This is a genomic window from Pseudomonas sp. NMS19W (genome assembly GCF_051554255.1).
Taxonomy (GTDB): domain Bacteria; phylum Pseudomonadota; class Gammaproteobacteria; order Pseudomonadales; family Pseudomonadaceae; genus Aquipseudomonas; species Aquipseudomonas kribbensis.
This window is the reverse complement of sequence record NZ_CP136718.1, coordinates 5872403-5889336: the sequence shown is the minus strand read 5'-3', so window position 1 is coordinate 5889336 and position 16934 is coordinate 5872403. Positions and strand designations below refer to the sequence as shown.

Genomic DNA, 16934 nt, shown 5'->3' with positions numbered 1-16934 from the left:
GCAAATAGACGCAATTGTCGGACAGAAGTCAGGTGCTATAAGGCTTTGACGGACCACAAGGTAGCATTTGCCGTACGTCGGCTACATGTAAAAAAGTCACAAAGAATTAAAGAAAATTTATCTATCGCGTGTATCGAGGTCTTCATGAACCGCTATCAACTGCCACAAGTGAAGGAAAAGGACACCCATAGCAAGGTGATCGGTTACCTGTTGTGGATCTTCGGTTTTACCGGGTCGCACCGCTTCTATTACGGCAAGCCGGTGACCGGCACGATCTGGTTTTTCACCTTCGGCCTGCTGGGGATTGGCTGGCTGATCGACGTGTTCCTGATCCCGGCGATGGACCGGGAAGCGGACCTGCGCTTTGCGGCGGGGCCGATCGAATACAACGTGGCGTGGATTCTGCTGACATTTCTTGGCGCGTTCGGCGTGCACCGGATGTATCAGGGCAAGTGGATCACAGGTTTGCTGTACCTGCTGACCGGCGGGTTGTTCTTTCTGGGCGTGCTGTATGACTTCTGGACGCTGAACGATCAGGTGTCGGTGCGTAACGCCGAAGGGCGGGGTGCTTTTCAGTAAGAGATGGCGAGGGAGCAAGCTCCCTCGCCACTTTTTTATGCCTGATGGCTGATCCGGCCATCCACCAACGTGTAACGCACCACGCCTGGCAGGCTGTGACCGAGGAACGGGCAGTTCTCGCCCTTCGACAGCCAGCGCTCGCCGGCCACGGTCGAAGCCTTTGGATCGAACAGCACGATATCCGCCGCACCGCCCACTGCCAGTTTGCCTGCCGGCAGGCGCAGGGCTTCGGCCGGGCCGGCGCTCAGGCGCGCCAGCAGGGTCGGCAGGTCCAGCAGACCATCCTCGACCAGCGTCATCGCCAGCGGCAGCAGCAGTTCGACACTGCTGATGCCCGGCTCGGTAGCGCCGAACGGTGCCAGTTTCGCATCGCGCTCATGGGGCTGGTGATGGCTGGAGATCGCCGAAACCACCCCGGACTTCACCGCTTCACGCAGACCGTCGCGATCCGCGCGGGTGCGCAGCGGTGGTTGCACGTGATACAGGCTGCTGAAGTCGATCAGCGCTTCATCCGTCAGGATCAGTTGATAAAGGGCGACATCCGCCGTGACTTTCAAACCACGGGCCTGGGCCTGAGCAATCAGGGCCACGCCGCGAGCGCTGGTCAGTTGACTGAAGTGCGCACGCACGCCGGTCTGCTCGACCAGCAGCAGATCCCGGGCCAGGGCCACGGTTTCAGCGGTTTCCGGGATGCCCGGCAGGCCGAGGAAGCTGGCAGTGGCGCCTTCGTGGGCCAGGCCGCCGTCGGCGAGGTCGTGATCCTGGGAGTTGAAAATCACCGTCAGGTCGAAGGTTGCCGCGTAATCCAGCGCCCGGCACAGGGTGCGGGTGTTGCGAAAGCTCTCCAGACCGTTGCCGAACGCCACGCAACCGGCGTCGCGCAAGGCAACGAGCTCGGCCAGTTGCTCGCCGTCCAGGCCTTTGCTCAGGGCGCCGATCGGAAACACCTTGGTGTTGCCGGCTTCGCGGGCGCGGTCGAGGATCAGCTCGGCCACGGCCGAGGTGTCGAGCACCGGTTTGGTTTTCGGCGGGCAGCACAGGCTGGTCACGCCTCCGGCCGCCGCGGCGCGGGTTTCGCTGGCGATGGTGCCTTTGCGGCTGTAGCCCGGCTCGCGCAGGGCGACGTTCAGGTCGACGAGGCCCGGAGCGGCGACAAGGCCTTGGGCGTCGATGGTTTCCACAGCGGTGAAACCGGCCGGTGCCGCGCCGAGGGCGACGATCTTGCAGGCTTCAACGTGAATATCGGTGATTTGATCCAGGCCGCTGCTTGGATCGATGACGCGGGCGCCGAGAATGCTGAGCTTCACTGGGCGTTCTCCTGCTCGAATTGACGCTGCGCGGTTTGTCCGCTCATGGCCATGGACAGCACGGCCATACGGATCGCGATGCCGTAGGTAACTTGATTGAGGATCACCGAGTGCGGGCCGTCAGCCACCGCCGACTCGATCTCCACGCCACGGTTGATCGGCCCCGGGTGCATGACGATGCAATCGGGCTTGGCACCGGCCAGGCGCGCGGTGGTCAGGCCGAACAGGCGGTAGAACTCGCCTTCGCTCGGCAGCAGGCCGCCGGTCATGCGCTCACGCTGCAGGCGCAGCATGATCACCACGTCGACGTCTTTCAGGCCTTCGGTCATGTCGGTGTAGACCTTCACGCCGTACTGCTCGATGCCGATCGGCAGCAGGGTCTTCGGCGCGATCACGCGGATGTCCTGGCAACCGAGGGTCTTCAGGGCGAGCATGTTCGAGCGCGCCACCCGCGAATGCAGGATGTCGCCGACGATGGCTACCGAGAGGTTTTCGAAGCTGCCCTTGTGCCGACGGATGGTCAGCATGTCGAGCATGCCCTGGGTCGGGTGGGCATGACGGCCGTCGCCGCCGTTGATGATCGCCACCTGCGGGCAGACATGCTCGGCGATGAAGTGCGCGGCGCCCGAATCACCGTGGCGCACGACGAACATGTCGGCGGCCATGGCTTCGAGATTGCGCAGGGTGTCGAGCAGGGTTTCGCCCTTGCTGGCCGACGACGTCGACACGTTCAGGGTGATCACGTCCGCCGACAGTCGCTGGGCCGCCAGTTCGAAGGTGGTGCGGGTGCGCGTGGAGTTTTCGAAGAACACGTTGCACACGGTCTTGCCGCGCAGCAACGGGACCTTCTTCACGGCCCGTGCACCGACTTCGAGGAACGAGTCGGCGGTGTCGAGGATTTCCGTCAGCAACTCGCGGCGCAGGCCGTCGAGCGAGAGGAAGTGGCGCAGCTGGCCCTGATCATTGAGCTGCAGCGGGCGCTTGGTATCTAGAGGCGTCATCGCGAAGGGGACTCTCAATAGGGCGGATTAAAGGGCAAGGTCTTGCAGTTCGAGGGCCAGCTCCGGGCCGGACAGCTTGACCCGCTCATGGGCGGCCAGCGACAGGGTCGCGCCGACCACGTTCGGGCGGATCGGCAGTTCGCCGGCGTCCAGGTCCAGCAGGCAGACCAGCGTCACGCTGGCCGGGCGGCCGTAGTCGAACAGCTCGTTCATGGCAGCGCGGATGGTCCGGCCGCTCATCAGTACGTCGTCGATCAGCACCAGATGCTGGCCTTCGATTTCGAAGGGCAGGGCGGACGGACGCACTTGCGGGTGCAGGCCGTTCTGGCTGAAGTCGTCGCGGTAGAAGGAAACGTCCAGCGTACCCAGTGGCGCATCGCTGCCCAGCTCTGCGAGCAGGGCCTGGGCGACCCAGACGCCGCCGGTGCGGATGCCGATGTAACGCGGTTCGCTGATACCACGCTGGGCCAGGTGCGCCTTGAGGCGTGTCGCCATCTGGCTGATCAGATCGGCGGGATTGGGCAGGCTCATGGTTGCTCCTTCTCGGGGTCGAGCCGGTTCTAGCGAACCGGGGCTCGGGTTGTAGCCAAAAGAAAAGCGCCGTAGCGCTTGTCAGGATTCAAACAGTGCGGTGTTCTCGTCGAGCCAGCCCTGCAGCAGCAGCGCGGCGGCGATGGCGTCCACCGGGTTGTCGCGGTAGCTGCCCTTCTGTCCGCCGCGCACCAGTCGCTCGCCCTTGGCTTCGAAGGTCGTCAGGCGCTCGTCGTGGGTATAGAAGGGCAGGTTGTAGCGTCCGTTGAGACGGCGGGCGAATTTCTCGGCGCGTACGCACATCTCGCTGGGTGTGCCGTCCATGTTCAGCGGCAGGCCGACCACCACGGCATCGGGTTTCCATTCCTTTATCAGGGCTTCGACCTGATTCCAGTCCGGCACACCGTTTTGCGCCTTCAAGGTGCACAGCTCGCGAGCCTGGCCGGTAATCACCTGGCCGACCGCCACGCCGATCTGTTTGGTGCCGTAGTCGAAGCCGAGGATCAGGCGCAGGGCCATCAGGCGTGCCCTGCCTGGCTGGTCAGCAGATTGAGGTTGATCCCCAAGTGTTTGGCCGCCGCTTCCAGGCGCAGTTCGCTGCTGGTGTTGAACAGGATGTCGGCGTCGTACGGGCAGGTCAGCCAGGCGTTGTCGGCCATTTCAGCCTCCAGTTGCCCGGCTTCCCAGCCGGCGTAGCCGAGGGTGATCAGGCTTTTCGCCGGGCCCACGCCGTCAGCGATGGCGAACAGCACGTCTTGCGAGGTGGACAGTGCGAGGTCGCCGTCCAGCTCGACGGTGGCCTGGAACGTCTTGCCTGCCGGGTGCAGGACAAAACCGCGATCGGTCTGCACCGGGCCGCCGATGAAGATCGGTACATGCTGGCACAGCGCTGGCGGATCGATGTCCGGGCGCAGCTGCTCGAGGATGTCGGCCAGGTTCAGCTCTTGCGGTCGGTTGACCACCAGCCCCATTGCGCCATTGGCCGTGTGCTCGACGATGTAGGTCAAGGTGTGGGCAAAGTTCGGGTCGGCCATGTGTGGCATGGCGATCAGGAAGTGATGCTTGAGGTAGCTGGGGCTGACGTTTTTCATGTGCGGTAGTGTGGCGTTCGGGGGGCGAACTGACAAGCTGGAGCGGTCAAAAGATCGGCTCAGTTGCTGGACAGCCGGTCGCCCCGGGCGAATTTCCAGGTGCGGATGATTTCCAGCCGGTCGATGTCCGACAAGTCGCCGGTAAACGGTGCGAAAGGCGCGGCCAGCCGCACGATGCGCTGCGCTGCCTGATCCAGCAGCGGCTGGCCGGAGGATTCCAGCACCAGCACTTCATACAGCGAGCCGTCGCGGTTGATCGACACCATCAGGCGCAAATTGCCGTAAATCTGTTGGCGCCGGGCTTCTTCGGGGTAATTGAGGTTGCCGATGCGCTCGACCTTCTTGCGCCATTCGTCCTTGTACCAGGCGCCCTTGTCGCGCATGGTCGAGGCCGCGCTCAGGCGGTGGATGCGCGGGCGTTTGGCGTACAGCTGTTGTTCGTTGGCCAGTTCGGCTTCCAGGCTGGCGATGTCGCTGGAGAGCTGCGAACTGTCGAAAGTCGGTGCATCGACCGTCGGTTTGGTCTCGGTCTTGGCTTCTTCTTTCTTGGTCGGCGCCTTTTTCGGTTTCGGCGCGACGGTGGTCACCGCCGCCTTGGGCGCGGCTTCCTGCACTTCCGGCTTGGCGGCCGGCGGCGGGGTGACTTTCTTGACCTGATTGTCCTGGAACGGCGCGACTTCGGTGGTCTTGGGGATCGCCTTCTTGTCGAGGGTGCCGCTGCCTTCCTGGTTTTCCTGAGCGAGGAAATCGGCCTTCTTGGGCTTGGTTTCGCTCTTGAAGGTAGCGAGGGTGATTTCCAGGGTTTTGCTGATCTGCTTGGGCTCGACCATGGTGAAACCCACGCCGAGCAGCAGCGCCAAATGGATCAGCGCCGCGAGAAACAGGGTAAATCCGAGGCGATCGACCGGGCGCACGCCGCGGTGGGCGAGTTCAGCAGGCAGATCGGACGGAAGTGTCATTCGAGAAAAACCAACATCGCGTTTTTACGGGCTCGGCATGATAACGCAATGTTGGTTTTTAGCTGCAAGCTGCACAGAAGCAAGCGACGAGCGACGAGCTTCAAGCTTCAAGCTTGCGGCTCGTGGCTTGCAGCTTTTTCTCTATCGCATCCATCAGCATCCCGCCGATGTCGGTGCCGAAGGCATTGTCGATCTCGCGGATGCAGGTCGGGCTGGTGACGTTGATTTCGGTCAGGTGCTCGCCGATCACGTCGAGGCCGACGAACAGCAGGCCCTTCGCGCGCAAGGTCGGGCCGACCTGAGCGGCGATCCAGCGATCCTTGTCGGTCAGCGGGCGGGCTTCGCCTCGACCGCCGGCGGCGAGGTTGCCACGGGTTTCGCCCTGGGCCGGAATCCGCGCCAGGCAGTAATCCACCGGCTCGCCGTCGATCATCAGGATGCGCTTGTCGCCGTCCTTGATCGCCGGCAGGTAGGCCTGGCCCATGATCTGCTGGGTGCCGAGGGCGGTCAGGGTTTCCAGAATCACCGACAGGTTCGGATCGCCGACGCGGTGACGGAAGATAGAAGTACCGCCCATGCCGTCCAGCGGCTTGAGGATCACGTCGCCATGCTTGGCGGCGAATTCACGCAGTACGTCGGCGCGGCGGCTGACCACGGTTGGCGGCGTGCACTGCGGGAACAGCGTGGCGAACAGCTTTTCGTTGCAGTCGCGCAGGCTCTGCGGCTTGTTGACCACCAGCACGCCAGCGGACTCGGCCTGTTCGAGCAGGTAGGTGGAGTAGACGAACTCCATGTCGAATGGCGGATCCTTGCGCATCAGGATCACGTTCAGGTCGCTCAGCAGGGAATCCTGTTCGGCGCCCAGTTCGAACCATTTTTCCGGGTTGGCGAAGACTTTCAGCGGCTTCATCCGCGCCCGGGCCTGACCTTCACCTTGATAAAGGTCTTTCTGTTCCATGTAGAACAGTTCCCAGCCGCGCTTCTGCGCCGCCAGCAGCATGGCCAGCGAGCTATCCTTTTTATAGGAAATGCTGGCGATTGGGTCCATGACTATCCCGACGCGAACGCTCATTGGGTTTTCCTCGAAAATTGGCTACCGGATCGGTATGAAAAAAGTGCCGCCAGAGTGGCTCCGGGCGGGTTTTCGGTCAAGGAAAAACCCGTCGATAGATTGCTTCTGGAGACTGTGCTAAAAAGGCTCCCAGCCGTGCTGGCCCTTGAACATCAAGGGTTTCCAGCCATCAGTCATCGCAAAACGGACAAATTGATTCGCAAAGGCGACGGTAGAGCCCCCTTATGGAACAGCAGTCCAGCGCCTTGAAGGTCATGGTGATCGACGACTCGAAAACGATTCGTCGCACCGCCGAGACCCTGTTGAAAAATGCAGGGTGCGAAGTCATCACGGCGATCGACGGTTTCGACGCCCTGGCGAAGATCGCCGACAACCACCCCGGGATCATTTTTGTCGACATCATGATGCCGCGTCTGGATGGTTATCAGACCTGCGCTTTAATCAAGAACAACAGTGCCTTCAAGGCGACGCCGGTGATCATGCTGTCGTCCCGCGACGGGCTGTTCGACAAGGCCAAGGGGCGGATTGTCGGTTCCGATCAATTTTTGACCAAACCTTTCAGCAAGGAAGAACTGCTCGACGCGATTGCGGCCCATGTTCCGGGCTTTGCCGCTGATTTGCCGCAGTAAGACACGCACAGTGACGCTCGGCCAGCGGGCCCGGTGTCGACAAGAAAAATGGGGAAGACCATGGCACGTATTCTGATCGTCGATGACTCGCCGACCGAAATGTACAAACTGACCGGCATGCTGGAAAAGCACGGCCACGAAGTGTTGAAAGCCGAAAACGGCGCCGACGGCGTGGCCCTGGCCCGTCAGGAGAAACCTGACGCGGTGCTGATGGACATCGTCATGCCCGGCCTCAACGGTTTCCAGGCGACCCGCCAACTGACCAAGGACGCTGAAACCAGCCACATTCCGGTCATCATCATCACCACCAAGGATCAGGAAACCGACAAGGTCTGGGGCACTCGCCAGGGCGCCAGGGATTACCTGACCAAACCGGTCGACGAAGACACGCTGATCAAGACCCTGAACAACGTGCTGGCCGGTTGATCGCGCCGCCATGAGCGAGTCGCTGACCGCGTTCGAACTGTTGTGGCAGATCGACCAGCGCTGTCGCCTGCTGGCGGCGGACCTGCCGTCGCAACCGGCGCGCCAGGATCGCTGGAGCGGCATCGGCTTTCGCCTCGGCGAGCACTGGTACGTCGCGCCGATGGGCGAGGTCAGCGAAGTGCTGCCCGAACCGCGCTTCACCCAGATGCCGGGGGTGAAGCCCTGGGTCAAGGGCGTGGCCAATCTGCGCGGGCGGTTGCTGCCGATCATGGACCTGTGCGGATTCTTCGGCCATGAGCTGTCACCGATGCGCAAGCAGCGGCGGGTATTGGTCGTGGAGCATCAGGACGTGTTTGCCGGTGTGCTGGTCGATGAGGTTTTCGGCTTGCAGCACTTCGAGCAGGACAGCTTCGAACCGGTCTCGATCCGTAAACGGCAAGGCTCCAAGGGCGAGTTCGTCAAAGGCTATTTCCGGCGCGAGCAGAACTGGCGAGTGTTCAGCCTGTTTGCGCTGGCGCAGTCACCGAGTTTCATGCACGTCGCGGTTTAACAGGCGAGGACCGATGATCAAAGCAAAAACCAGCAAGCCCGCAGAAGGCTCGCGCAGCCGCTCGCAGATCATCGTGCTGTTCATCGCGCTGATCGTGTTCATCATGCTGCTGTTCGCCAATTTCGCTTACCTCAACACTCAGGCCAACTACGACAAACAGTACATCGGTCACGCCGGCGAGCTGCGGGTTCTGTCGCAGCGGATTGCCAAGAACGCCACCGAAGCTGCCGCCGGCAAGGCTGCCGCGTTCAAGCTGCTCAGCGATGCGCGCAACGATTTCGCCCAGCGCTGGGGTTACCTGAAGAAGGGCGACCCGGCCACCGGCCTGCCGCCGGCACCGTCCACCGTGCGCCCGGAAATGCGCGCCGTGCAGCTGGACTGGGAACGCCTGCTGAAAAACACCGACGCCATCCTGTCCAGCGAACAGACCGTGCTGTCCCTGCATCAGGTCGCCGCGACCCTCGCCGAAACCGTGCCGCAGTTGCAGATCGAATACGAAAAAGTCGTCGAGATCCTCCTGCAACGCGGCGCCCCGGCGGCGCAGGTGGCGATGGCCCAGCGTCAGTCGCTGCTGGCTGAGCGGATTCTCGGCGCGGTCAACACCGTGCTCTCCGGCGACGAAAATTCGCAACAGGCTGCCGACGCTTTTGGCCGTGACGCCACGCGCTTCGGTCAGGTGCTCAACGGCATGCTGCAAGGCAACCCGACGCTGAAAATCAGCCAGGTCGAGGACCGTGATGCCCGTGCGCGCCTGAGCGAAATTGCCGAGCTGTTCCAGTTTGTCTCCGGTTCGGTAGATGAAATCCTCGAAACCTCGCCGGAGCTGTTCAAGGTCCGCGAGTCCGCCACCAACATCTTCAGCCTGTCGCAGACCCTGCTCGACGAAGCCTCGCACCTGGCCACAGGTTTCGAGAACCTCGCCGGCGGGCGCAGCACCGACACCATCGGCGGCTACGTGCTGGGCCTGCTGGCACTGGCGTCGATCATCCTGATCGGCATGGTCATGGTCCGGGAAACCAACCGTCAGTTGCGCGAGACTGCCGAGAAGAACGAACGCAACCAGAACGCGATCATGCGTCTGCTGGATGAAATCGAAGACCTCGCCGACGGCGACCTGACGGTGACCGCCTCGGTGACCGAAGACTTCACCGGGACCATCGCCGACTCGATCAACTATTCTGTCGACCAGTTACGCGACCTGGTGGCGACCATCAACCTGACAGCCGGCCAGGTCGCCGCCGCGGTGCAGGAAACCCAGGCCACCGCCATGCACCTAGCCCAGGCGTCGGAGCATCAGGCCCAGCAGATTTCCGAAGCCTCGACCGCGATCAACGACATGGCCCAGTCCATCGACCAGGTGTCGGCCAACGCCGCCGAATCCTCGGCGGTGGCCGAGCGTTCGGTGGAGATCGCCAACAAGGGCAACGAGGTGGTGCACAACACCATCCACGGCATGGACAACATTCGCGAACAGATCCAGGACACCGCCAAACGCATCAAGCGCCTGGGTGAGTCGTCCCAGGAAATCGGCGACATCGTCAGCCTGATCGACGACATTGCCGACCAGACCAACATCCTCGCCCTCAACGCGGCGATTCAGGCGTCGATGGCCGGTGATGCCGGGCGCGGTTTTGCCGTGGTTGCCGACGAAGTACAACGGCTGGCGGAACGTTCGTCCGCCGCCACCCGACAGATCGAGACGCTGGTGCGGGCGATCCAGACCGACACCAACGAAGCCGTGATTTCCATGGAGCAGACCACCACCGAAGTGGTGCGCGGCGCGCGGCTGGCGCAGGATGCCGGTGTGGCCCTGGAAGAAATCGAAGGCGTGTCCAAGACCCTTGCGGCGCTGATCCAGAGCATTTCCAACGCGGCGCAGCAGCAGACGTCTTCGGCCGGGCAGATTTCCCTGACGATGAACGTGATCCAGCAGATCACCTCGCAGACCTCGTCCGGTTCCACGGCCACTGCCGAAAGCATCGGCAACCTGACGAAAATGGCCAGCCAGTTGCGGCGTTCGGTGTCCGGGTTCACCTTGCCGGCGGCGGCAACGCCCGCCACGGGCAAGGCGTGAGGCCTGCGGGCGAGATCATGTCGAGCGGAGTGGTTATGGGCGACCGGCACGACTACGTGGCCCTCGAATGGGTCAAGGGCGAAATTGCCGAAACGCTGAGGCAGGCGCATCAGGCCATCGAAGCCGTGCTCGACGATCAGCAGTCGGTGCCCGGGCTGGACGAGTGCCTGGCGTGCATCCATCAGGTCCACGGCAGTCTGCAGATGGTCGAGTTCTACGGCGCGGCCTTGCTTGCCGAAGAGATGGAGCATCTGGTCGAAGCCCTGCAGAACGACCGCGTCAGCCACCGCGACGAAGCCTTGCACCTGCTGTTGCAGGCCTTCGGCCAACTGCCGACCTACCTCGACCGTGTGCAAAGTGCTCGCCGTGATTTGCCGCTGGTGGTGCTGCCGCTGATCAACGATTTGCGTAGCGCCCGTGGCGAAAGCCTGTTGTCCGAGACCAGCCTGTTCAGCCCGCAATTGCCGGAGTTGCCGGCGCTGAGCCCTGAAGCGCTGGCCCTGCTGGAACCGGCGGAACTGCCCAATGTGCTGCGCAAGTTGCGGCAAATGTTGCAGATGGCGTTGGTAGGCTTGCTCCGCGAACAGGACGACCAGACGCACCTCGGTTACCTGAGCAAAGTCTTCACCCGTCTCGAAGCGTTGAGCGGCGATTCACCCTTGAGTCCGTTGTGGCAAGTCGCCTCGGCGCTGGTCGAGGGCATGCGCGAAGGCCGGATCGCCAACAGCCCGGCCCTGCGCAGCCTGTTCAAGGACGCCGACAAGGAACTCAAGCGCCTGCTCGAACAAGGCATGGCCGGCCTCAACCAGCCACCGCCGCCCGAGCTGTTCAAAAGCCTGCTGTTCTATATTGCCAAAGCCGAACATCCCACCGGGCAGATGCTGACCATGAAAGATCGCTACTCCCTGGACGACGCGTTGCCCGACAGCGCGATGGTCGACGAAGAACGCGCACGTCTGGCCGGCCCCGACCGCGATGCCATGCGCTCGGTGCTCGCGGCGTTGTGCGAAGAGCTGGTGCGGGTCAAGGAGCGCCTCGACCTGTTCGTGCGCAGCGACCGCCAGCACACCTCGGATCTGGACAGCCTGCTGGCGCCGCTGCGGCAGATCGCCGACACCCTCGCGGTGCTCGGTTTCGGCCAGCCGCGCAAGGTCATCATCGATCAACTGGCGGTGGTGCTCAGCCTCGCTCAGGGCCAGCGCGAACCGAACGACGCCACACTGATGGACGTCGCCGGCGCCTTGCTTTACGTCGAAGCGACGCTGGCCGGTATGGTCGGCACGGTGGAGCCGGAGAGCCCGGAAGACTCGCGCCTGCCCACCACCGACCTGACGCAGATCCATCAGATCGTGATCAAGGAAGCACGCATCTGCCTGCAACAGGCCAAGGACATGATCGTCGACTACATCGACGCCGACTGGGATCGCCAGCAGCTGCAACCCTTGCCGGCGCTGCTGACCCAGGTCCGTGGCGCGTTGGCGATGATCCCGTTGACCCGTGCGGCGAGTCTGCTGGAAGCCTGCAACGGCTTCATCCGCGAGCATCTGCTGCTCGACCCCCACGAGCCGGGCTGGCAGCAACTGGACAACCTCGCCGATGTCATCACCAGTCTCGAGTATTACCTCGAACGCCTGACCGATGACCCGCAGGCACCGAGCGAGCAGCTGCTGGATGTCGCGCAAAAGAGCCTGGCCCGTCTCGGCTACTTCCCTGACGAGCCGCCCAGCGAACAGCGTGTACCCGTGCTCGAGGATGTGCTCAGTCCCAGCGAAGCGCTGGTGATGCAGGACCTGCAGGAACTCGATGACCCGCAAATCGCCCAGTCGCTGGCCGATGTGCTGGCCAGCCCGGTGTCAGCGGTCAATCCGCCGGCACTGACCACGCCCGGCAGCCTGCTGCCGCCGCCCGCCGATGAAGAGCCGGTGGACGACGAGTTGCGTGAAGTGTTCCTCGAAGAGACCGAGGAGGTACTCGATGTCCTGCGTGACTACCTGCCGCGCTGGACCGCCGATCCGCAGGACCGCGCAGCCCTCAGTGAGCTGCGCCGGGCCTTTCACACCCTGAAAGGCAGCGGACGCATGGTGCGTGCGCTGGTACTCGGCGAACTGGCCTGGGCGGTGGAAAACCTGCTCAACCGTGTGCTGGAGCACAGCGTCGAACCGGCGCCGGCGGTGCAGCAATTGCTGGCCGATACGCTGCTGTTGCTGCCGGACCTGATCGCCGAATTCGCCATCAATGGTCAGCGTCAGCGCCAGGATGTCGATCACCTCGCGGCCCGTGCCCACGCCTTGGCCAAGGGCGACACGCCGTTGCCGGCCGAAGACGTGGAGGACGTCGCGGCGCTCGATCCGCTGTTGCTGGAGATTTTCCGCAACGAAGCCGAAACCCACCTCGCCAGCCTCAACCGCTTCCTCGATCAGGCCGCTGAACACGTGCCGTTGCAGGCCAGCGACGAACTGCAGCGAGCGTTGCATACCCTCAAAGGCAGCGCGTCGATGGCCGGCGTATTGCCGATCGCCGAACTGGCGGCGCCGCTGGACAAACTGGCCCGGGAGTTCAAGGCCCACCAACTGGCGCTGGATCTGGACGAAGTGGAATTGCTGCTGGAAGCCGAGGGCCTGTTCCGCGTCGGCCTGCGCCAGCTCAAGCACGACCCGCTGGCACCGATTGTCGGTGCGCAGTCGCTGATCAAACGTACCGAAACCCTGCTGAGCGAACGCCTCGAATCCATCCTCAATGCACCGAGCAGTGCCCTGCGGGTCAAGCGCGATCCGCAACTGATCAACAACTTTCTGGCCCAGGGCATGGACATCCTGCTCGACGCCGAAAACCTCTTGCAGCGCTGGCAGCAGCATCCCGGCGAACGCCAGGAACTCAGTGCGCTGCTGGATGAACTGACGACCCTCGGCGAGGCCGCGCACCTGGCGGATCTGCTGCCGGTGGACGTGTTGTGCGAAGCCTTGCTGGATCTGTATGGCGCGGTGGAAGAAAGCAGCCTGGCGGTCAGCGAGCGGTTTTTCCATGAAGCTCAGCAGGCCCACGAAGCGCTGATCAACATGCTCGACGAACTGGCCGCCGGCCAGGAAATCACCCCGCAACCGCAGCGCATCCGTGCGCTGCACGAACTGCTCGACGAAGGCCTCGACCCGTCGGCCATGGGCCTGATCCGCAGCGACGGCAGCCGAACCCTGAGCATTTCCGAGCTGGGCAGCGCCACTGCCGAGCTGCAAAAAAGCACCGGGATCGGCGCGGATGACGAGATCGTCGAGATCTTCCTCGAAGAAGCGGTGGACATTCTCGACAGCGCCGGGCAAGCCTTGCAGCGCTGGTTGAACGACCCGGAAAACGGCGCGCCACTGTCGTCGCTGCAACGGGACCTGCACACCCTCAAGGGCGGTGCACGGATGGCCGAGGTCGAGGCGATCGGCGACCTGGCCCAGGAGCTGGAAAACCTTTACGAAGGACTGGTGGATCGCCGCTACAACCACAGCGACGCACTGGGCCGACTGTTGCTGCAAAGCCATGAGCGACTGGCGTTGTTCCTCGATCAACTGCATGACCATCAGCCGCTGAAACCGGCACCGGACCTGATCGACGCGATCCGCCAGTTCCGTCAGGGCCAGTCAGGCGCTTCCGAGACGCTGCCGGAGGCCACCAGCCATGAAGGCGCCGGACACGACCCGGAGCTGCTGGAAATCTTCCTCGAAGAAGGTTTCGACATCATCGAAAACTCCGGCGCCGCGCTGCTGCGCTGGCAGGCCGAACCCGGCAACCGCCAGGGAAGTGGAAACCCTGCTGCGCGACCTGCACACCCTCAAGGGTGGCGCGCGGATGGTGGAAATCGGCCCGATCGGCGACCTCGCCCATGAACTCGAGTACCTTTACGAAAGCCTGTCCTCCGGCACCCTGCAAAGCAGCGCCGAACTGTTTGCCCTGTTGCAGCGCGGCCATGACCGGTTGGCGCAGATGCTCGATGCGGTGCGCGCCGGCCAGCCATGCCCGCCGGCGGATCGACTGATCGGCGCGATCCAGAGTTTCAGCCACCCGGTGGCGGTGGAAACGCCTGCGCCGATCCTGCCGGTGCCCTTGAAGACCGAACCCGCCGCGCCCGCTGTCGAGGCGGGTGCGGATATGGTCAAGGTTTCCGCCGAGCTGCTGGATGAGCTGGTCAACCTTGCCGGCGAAACCTCGATTTTCCGTGGGCGTATCGAGCAGCAAGTCAGCGATGCGCAGACCGCCCTGAACGAGATGGAAACCACCATCGAGCGCATGCGCGACCAGTTGCGTCGGCTCGATACAGAAACCCAGGGGCGGATTCTCAGCCGTCAGCAAGTGGACGCAGAACGTCTGGGCTACGAAGAATTCGATCCGCTGGAAATGGATCGCCATTCGCAGTTGCAGCAGTTGTCCCGGGCGCTGTTCGAATCCGCCTCCGACCTGCTCGACCTCAAGGAAACCCTTGACCGGCGCACCCACGACGCCGAGAACCTGCTGCAGCAGCAAGGCCGGATCAACACCGAATTGCAGGAAGGCCTGATGCGCACGCGCATGGTGCCGTTCGAGCGCATGCTGCCGCGACTCAAGCGCATCGTCCGTCAGGTGGCCGAAGAGCTGAACAAGGACGTGGCCTTCACCGTCGGCAACGCCGAAGGCGAGATGGACCGCAACGTCCTCGAACGCATGGCGGCGCCGCTGGAACACATGCTGCGCAACGCCGTCGACCATGGTCTGGAGCCCGCCGACGTGCGACTGGCAGCAGGTAAACCGGCTCAGGGTCAGATCAGCCTCGACCTGTCCCGCGAGGGCGGCGACATCGTTTTCGACATCCGCGACGACGGCGCCGGGGTGCCGCTGGACGCGGTGCGGCGCAAGGCGATCAAGCGCGGCCTGCTGGCGCCGAACGCGGAAATCAGCGACCGCGAAGTGTTGCAGTTCATCCTGCAACCGGGCTTCTCCACCGCCGAGAAAATCACCCAGATTTCCGGGCGCGGCGTGGGCATGGACGTGGTCCACGAAGAAGTGCGGCAACTGGGCGGCACCATGAGCATCGATTCGGTGCCGGGGCAGGGTGTGCACTTTCGTATTCGCCTGCCGTTCACCGTGTCGGTCAACCGTGCGCTGATGGTGCAGTGCGGTGAGGATCAATACGCAATTCCGCTGAACACCATCGACGGCATCGTTCGCGTGTTGCCGAATGAACTGGACGGGCATTTCCGTCACGATCCGCCGCGCTACGAGTATGGCGGCCAGCGTTATGAACTGTGCTATCTGGGCGAGCTGCTGAAAACCGCGCCACGGCCGAAACTGCTCGGCCAGAGCCTGCCGCTGCCGGTGCTGCTGGTGCAGTGCAACGACCGGCACATTGCGGTGCAGGTCGACGCCATGGCCGGCACCCGCGAGATTGTGGTCAAGAGCCTCGGCCCGCAGTTCGCGGCGGTGCAGGGCGTGTCCGGGGCAACGATCCTCGGCGATGGCCGGGTGGTGCTGATCCTCGATCTGCTGGCGCCGATCCGCGCGATGCAGGCGCGGATGCCGCAGCGTCCGGCCGGTCACGAAATCGAGAGCGAACCACAGAAGCCGCTGCTGGTGCTGGTGGTCGACGACTCAGTCACCGTGCGCAAGGTCACCAGCCGTCTGCTCGAACGCCACGGCATGAACGTACTGACCGCCAAGGACGGGGTCGATGCGATGCTACTGCTGGAAGAACACATGCCGGACCTGATGCTGCTCGACATCGAAATGCCGCGCATGGACGGCTTCGAAGTGGCGACCCAGGTGCGCCAGGATGAACGCCTGCAACACCTGCCGATCATCATGATCACTTCGCGCACCGGGCAGAAACACCGCGACCGCGCCATGGCCATCGGCGTCAACGACTACCTCGGCAAGCCGTACCAGGAATCGGTGCTGCTCGAAAGCATTGCCCTGTGGAGCAAAAAACATGCATGAGCGGCGTCATAACCAACGCAGCAGCCAACTCACCGGGCTGTTGCTGCCGCTGGCTGATCGAAACCTGATCCTGCCCAACGTCGCCGTCGCCGAACTGATCGACTACCAGTCCAGCGCCTTCGACCTCGATACACCGCCGTGGTATCTGGGCCGGGTGACCTGGCGCGAGCGGCAGATTCCGCTGCTGAGTTTCGAGTCGGCGTGCGGCAACAAGATTGTCATCGGCGAACGGGCCCGGATCGTCATCCTCAACGCCCTCGGCGGATTGCCGACGCTGCGCTTCATTGCCTTGCTGGTGCAGGGGATTCCGCGCTCGTACAAGCTCGACAGCCAGTTGAGTTATGTCGACGTGCCGCTGTGTGCGCTGGAGCAGGCGGCGGTGCAGGTGGGGGAGCAGGTGGCGAAGGTGCCGGATTTGTTGGCGCTGGAGAGATTGTTGGTGGATGCGGGGCTGGTTTGATTTTCGCTTGAATTTTGCGTTGTCCTTCCCCCTCACCCCAGCCCTCTCCCCCAGGAGAGGGAGCCGACCGAGGTGTCTTGCATAATCCATCGACCTGAAAAAACCAGTCGATCATGGATTCACTGCAACACGTTCAGGTCGGTGCAGCTATTGAACATCCCCCAATCGGTTCCCTCTCCCTCCGGGCGGTCCGACGTTTCGGGAGGGTTAGGGTGAGGGCGCTCTTGATCGTTACGCTGACCGTAATGATTCACCGCTGCGCTTGATTGATGCCCCTCAAACACACTCCTAAGGTAGCTCCACGAC

Annotated in this window: 13 protein-coding genes and 1 pseudogene; 7 read left to right on the top strand and 7 right to left on the bottom strand. The window is 63.2% G+C overall.

The genetic code is table 11. The features are described from left to right. Nucleotides 1-144: 144 nt before the first annotated feature. Nucleotides 145-579 carry an NINE protein gene (locus tag R1A29_RS27020; protein WP_085709075.1) on the top strand — a complete coding sequence of 145 codons (435 nt, stop codon included), beginning with the start codon at nucleotides 145-147 and terminating at the stop codon, nucleotides 577-579. Nucleotides 580-614: 35 nt separating this feature from the next. Here R1A29_RS27020 and R1A29_RS27015 read toward each other — a convergent pair whose 3' ends face one another. The 7 genes from R1A29_RS27015 to gshB all read right to left on the bottom strand — a co-directional run bounded on the left by R1A29_RS27015 (nucleotide 615) and on the right by gshB (nucleotide 6540). After that, nucleotides 615-1886 carry a dihydroorotase gene (locus tag R1A29_RS27015; RefSeq protein WP_438300041.1) on the bottom strand — a complete coding sequence of 424 codons (1272 nt, stop codon included), beginning with the start codon at nucleotides 1884-1886 and terminating at the stop codon, nucleotides 615-617. Beyond that, entirely contained in the window at nucleotides 1883-2887 is a 1005-nt protein-coding gene (locus tag R1A29_RS27010; protein ID WP_025109148.1) for an aspartate carbamoyltransferase catalytic subunit, read from the bottom strand. Before R1A29_RS27010 ends, R1A29_RS27015 begins: the two co-directional genes overlap by 4 nt. A gap of 27 nt (nucleotides 2888-2914) precedes the next feature. After that, nucleotides 2915-3418, bottom strand: coding sequence for a bifunctional pyr operon transcriptional regulator/uracil phosphoribosyltransferase PyrR (pyrR, locus tag R1A29_RS27005; protein WP_085709078.1), 504 nt, complete (start codon nucleotides 3416-3418; stop codon nucleotides 2915-2917). Nucleotides 3419-3499: 81 nt separating this feature from the next. Next, nucleotides 3500-3937 (bottom strand): Holliday junction resolvase RuvX, encoded by a 438-nt coding sequence (ruvX, locus tag R1A29_RS27000; RefSeq protein WP_119427542.1) that lies wholly within the window; start codon nucleotides 3935-3937, stop codon nucleotides 3500-3502. Further along, nucleotides 3937-4509 (bottom strand): YqgE/AlgH family protein, encoded by a 573-nt coding sequence (locus R1A29_RS26995; RefSeq protein WP_134828394.1) that lies wholly within the window; start codon nucleotides 4507-4509, stop codon nucleotides 3937-3939. The genes ruvX and R1A29_RS26995 overlap by 1 nt, the downstream gene beginning before the upstream one ends. A gap of 59 nt (nucleotides 4510-4568) precedes the next feature. Next, nucleotides 4569-5468: an energy transducer TonB gene (locus tag R1A29_RS26990; protein ID WP_085709081.1), complete on the bottom strand. Its 900-nt coding sequence runs from the start codon at nucleotides 5466-5468 to the stop codon at nucleotides 4569-4571. A 100-nt stretch (nucleotides 5469-5568) separates the two neighbouring features. After that, complete coding sequence (gshB, locus tag R1A29_RS26985; protein WP_438300040.1) at nucleotides 5569-6540, bottom strand: glutathione synthase; 972 nt, start codon at nucleotides 6538-6540, stop codon at nucleotides 5569-5571. 224 nt (nucleotides 6541-6764) lie between these two features. Between gshB and pilG the strand changes: the two genes are divergently transcribed. From pilG to R1A29_RS26955, 6 genes and pseudogenes are all read left to right on the top strand, one after another. Further along, nucleotides 6765-7169 (top strand): twitching motility response regulator PilG, encoded by a 405-nt coding sequence (gene pilG / locus R1A29_RS26980; RefSeq protein ID WP_085709083.1) that lies wholly within the window; start codon nucleotides 6765-6767, stop codon nucleotides 7167-7169. Between the two features lie 60 nt (nucleotides 7170-7229). Next, a complete protein-coding gene (gene pilH, locus R1A29_RS26975) occupies nucleotides 7230-7595 on the top strand; it encodes a twitching motility response regulator PilH (RefSeq protein ID WP_011336365.1) in 366 nt (121 codons plus the stop codon). Between the two features lie 10 nt (nucleotides 7596-7605). Further along, on the top strand, nucleotides 7606-8145 hold the full coding sequence (locus R1A29_RS26970) for a chemotaxis protein CheW (RefSeq protein WP_085709084.1): 540 nt from the start codon (nucleotides 7606-7608) through the stop codon (nucleotides 8143-8145). 13 nt (nucleotides 8146-8158) lie between these two features. Next, a complete protein-coding gene (locus R1A29_RS26965) occupies nucleotides 8159-10219 on the top strand; it encodes a methyl-accepting chemotaxis protein (RefSeq protein ID WP_085709085.1) in 2061 nt (686 codons plus the stop codon). Between the two features lie 35 nt (nucleotides 10220-10254). Beyond that, nucleotides 10255-16168: pseudogene (locus R1A29_RS26960) on the top strand (Hpt domain-containing protein). Then, complete coding sequence (locus tag R1A29_RS26955; RefSeq protein WP_432217959.1) at nucleotides 16161-16628, top strand: chemotaxis protein CheW; 468 nt, start codon at nucleotides 16161-16163, stop codon at nucleotides 16626-16628. The pseudogene R1A29_RS26960 and the gene R1A29_RS26955 overlap by 8 nt, the downstream one beginning before the upstream one ends. The last annotated feature ends 306 nt before the right edge of the window (nucleotides 16629-16934 follow it).